This is a genomic window from Oscillibacter sp. CU971 (assembly GCF_905219725.1).
GTDB lineage: Bacteria > Bacillota > Clostridia > Oscillospirales > Oscillospiraceae > Oscillibacter.
This window is the reverse complement of record NZ_CAJMXG010000277.1, coordinates 1-3,321: the sequence shown is the minus strand read 5'-3', so window position 1 is coordinate 3,321 and position 3,321 is coordinate 1. Positions and strand designations below refer to the sequence as shown.

Annotated in this window: 2 protein-coding genes; both read right to left on the bottom strand. The window is 53.2% G+C overall.

What is annotated here, in order from left to right; genetic code table 11:
- Nucleotides 1-6: 6 nt before the first annotated feature.
- Nucleotides 7-1,467 carry a GT4 family glycosyltransferase PelF gene (gene pelF, locus JX325_RS13995; protein ID WP_204791705.1) on the bottom strand — a complete coding sequence of 487 codons (1,461 nt, stop codon included), beginning with the start codon at nt 1,465-1,467 and terminating at the stop codon, nt 7-9.
- A 40-nt stretch (nt 1,468-1,507) separates the two neighbouring features.
- Nucleotides 1,508-3,321 (bottom strand): DUF2194 domain-containing protein (locus tag JX325_RS13990; RefSeq protein WP_204791704.1); only part of this gene is annotated, 1,814 nt, incomplete at its 5' end.

Sequence of the window (3,321 nt, the reverse complement as noted above, 5' to 3'; positions counted from 1 at the left end):
TACGTTTTAGTTTGACACCGACTCCCGCCATTTCTGTTCTCCCTCCTTTTCTTTCTGATTTTCGCTCGCCTGCGCTTCGTACAGCGTCCGGTAGGACTCATACATGGTTTCCGACCGGTATAGGGCGACCGCTCTCCGCCGGCCGTTTTCTCCCATCCTGGTCCGCTCAGACTGGTTATACGCCAGCTGTAGCAGCGCTGAGGAAATCCCGGCCACATCCATGACGGGAACCACAATTCCCGCCTCTCCAAAGCCGTCGGACTCCCCTAAAATCAACCCCCTGCAATCTCCAACATCCGTTGCCACCACAGGCTTGCCAGCTGCGAAGCTCTCCATGACGGCCAGCGGCTGTCCCTCGCTGATGCTCGTCAGAAGCACCATGTCCATCTTTCCGTAATACTCCCGCACATCAACTTTTCCGGTAAACTCGACATCGGAAACATTCATGACCCGGATCAGATCAAAGCACTCTTTTGCGTAGTCTTCCTCCTCATCCCAGGGACCCATGATGTACAGACGCAGGAAGGGGGCCCGCTCCTTGGCAAAGTGGAACGCCTGGATCATGGTCATAATATCCTTAACCGGCGCTATGCGTACAACTGCGCCTACATTGATCCATTTGGCATCTTCCCTGCTTTTTCCCGGAAGGCTTTCAAACTGGTTTACCTCGATCCCGTTCGGGATCACCCTCGTCTTCTCCACCTGACAGCCCTCCTCTATCTGGAGTTCCCTGGCGTGGTTGAACAGGCTTATCACTGTGTCCGCCCTCTCATAGGCCAGGATAGACATCTTTCGGAACTGCTCAATCCATATGTTTTTGAAAACACCCCGCACCCATTTGGCCTTAATCAGCTCCTCTTCCCGCTCTCTCGTGTAGATTCCGTGCTCGGAAACCAGCATCTTGCCGCCATGGAGATACTTCCCCAGGCTGCCCAGCACGCCTGCGTAACCGGTGCAGACGCAGTGGTATATATCCGCCTGGGGAACCTTCATCCGGAGCGTTAAAAACAGGGGCAGATAGATTGAACGCATCATCCACAGAAAATCGGTAAACACCAGCTGATTGTAGTAGATCTGGTAGTATTCTGTGATGATCCTCAAAAAATCGGGACCCATCAAAATGTCGTTCACAGAGGCGGCATCCCTCTGGAAGAGGTGGAAAATGGCATCCCAGTCCACCTCCTGGTTCAATACCAGGCTGCGCAGCGCCTGATACTCATGCGCCTTGAGCTTAACTTTTCCCTGGGTTTTGCTCCTCCACTGCGCATCATTTAAGTAAACCTCGTGAATCTCCCGCACGTTTTCGGGAATCTCATACTGAAACTTCCCCCGCTGAGACCGATCCGCCAAAACGCTGACGATGATAAACTCGTGTTCTGAAAAAGACCGAATCAGATTATGCGTCCAAGTGGCCACGCCTCCCACCACGTAGGGGTAACTACCCTCCGCAATTATGCAGATTTTCATTCTGTCACTTCCTTTTCATTGCTGCCGCAAAATCCACCGGTTATCTCCACGTACTGTTCTGCAGTGTAATCGCCACGTTTTTCCCGGCAGTCTCGATGAGATACGCGCTGTCTTCCAGCCGGGTCCACTGGCCGCCCTCTACGGATCGGATTCTCTTTCCCCCGCTTCTTAACACAAACCACGCTGGCGTCTCTGAATTATTAAGTTCCAGATAAATCGTGTTGCCCTCTATCCGTTTGGTGTAATCCAGCGCAAGGAAGCCACGGATTCTCCCATCGCTCTCGGATACCGTGGTTCCCGCAAAGTTCTCATAACTGCGAAAGTAATTCTGCAGGTTCCAGCCCAGGTTTGCGCTCATTTCGTTCAGCCTGTCGCTTCCCTCCGGATACGCAATTTTTTCCATGTCCACCATTACGCTGGTATAGCCCAGCGCCGTCTCCATACACTTCGTCAGAAAATCCTGGCTGTACGTGTAATGGACTCCATCGGTAAGCAGCGCCTGCCTGGTCACATATTCATTCAAATACCCAAAGACCTCCGGCTCCCCGTCATACCGGGAGACCACCGTCCGAACCGGCTTCAGAATACCGTTTTGCAAAGTCTCTTCCAGGTTTTTCCCCTCTGTGCTGTAAAAAGAGGTAAACTGGTAATCCGGCAGAGTTCCCTCCATAAACCACTGGTCCTCCAGCAGTTTCTGTTCCAGAGGCGTACCGCAGATGCGGCCATCAGACAGCCCCACCTCCGCACGCTCCTCATTCAGATGCTTCATGTAGTACAAAAGCTGATTTTGCTGCGGCATGTTCTTATCCTCGTAGTCAAACTGCGGCGCCAGCATACAGGTCAGGCCCAGTGTGTTCTGGCGGTATGCCGCAATGAATACGGGCCACACGCTGTCCCGTAACAGCCGTTCAAGATCCTGTCCGTAAATTGCCTGGATCTCTTCGCTGTTCTCCGGCGCCAGTCCCGGATAATTGACGGCCACCAGATTTTGGGCATTGACCACGGGATAGATCTCGCACTCTTTTCCATTGGCCCACATGGCGGACAGCAGCCCCAGCCCATACGCCTCCTCCATGTAATCTCCGTTTACCGCATAGACGTTGGCCTCTTTTACCGGAGAACGCCAGATCACAGGGGGCATCTCCTGGAGCTCAAGGGACTCATCCTCCAGGATTCCCCGCATATAAATCTCGGTATTCTCCGAGAGTATATACCAGGGAAACGTCAGATCCATGTCCTGACGCTGTCTGTTCTCCTCCGGGTCTACACTTCGGTACTCCGCTCCGCCGCCCAGCAAAAATCCCTCCTCCAGGCGAAGGCCCTCCACGGAAACCTCCTCCGAGCGCACCTGAGAGATTCCCAAGAGGCTACGCAGTCCTGCATTTCCCTTAATCGCGCCGGACTTCGGAAGGCCGCAGAATACCAAGCTATCATCCACAGCGGCGTTCTGCTCCAGAATATCCCAAATTTCTCCATCTTCCCAGTCAAGATCCTCGGAGCGGACGCTCACAATCTTTCCCGGATATGCGGCCAACTTGCTCCCGCACTCCTGATACTCCTCCATTGTCCCGCAGCTCACAAAATTCTGCTTTGTGTAGACCGCCCACTGCTGCATAATCTGAAAGGCCGGTGCGCTCTCGCTTCCAATATACACTACCACTCCGCGGTTCTCCTCCGGCGCTGTGGTATTCAGCGCATAGGCGCTGGATTCACTGGGCAGCTCCTCCCAACTTCGGACAAAACTGTTTTCCTCATAGTGGTTCCACTGCTCTAGCATCACATTTGTCATCTGAAACATCAGCAGCACAACACCCATCACTATGGTAATTGAAAAAGAATTCCAGCGTGATATCA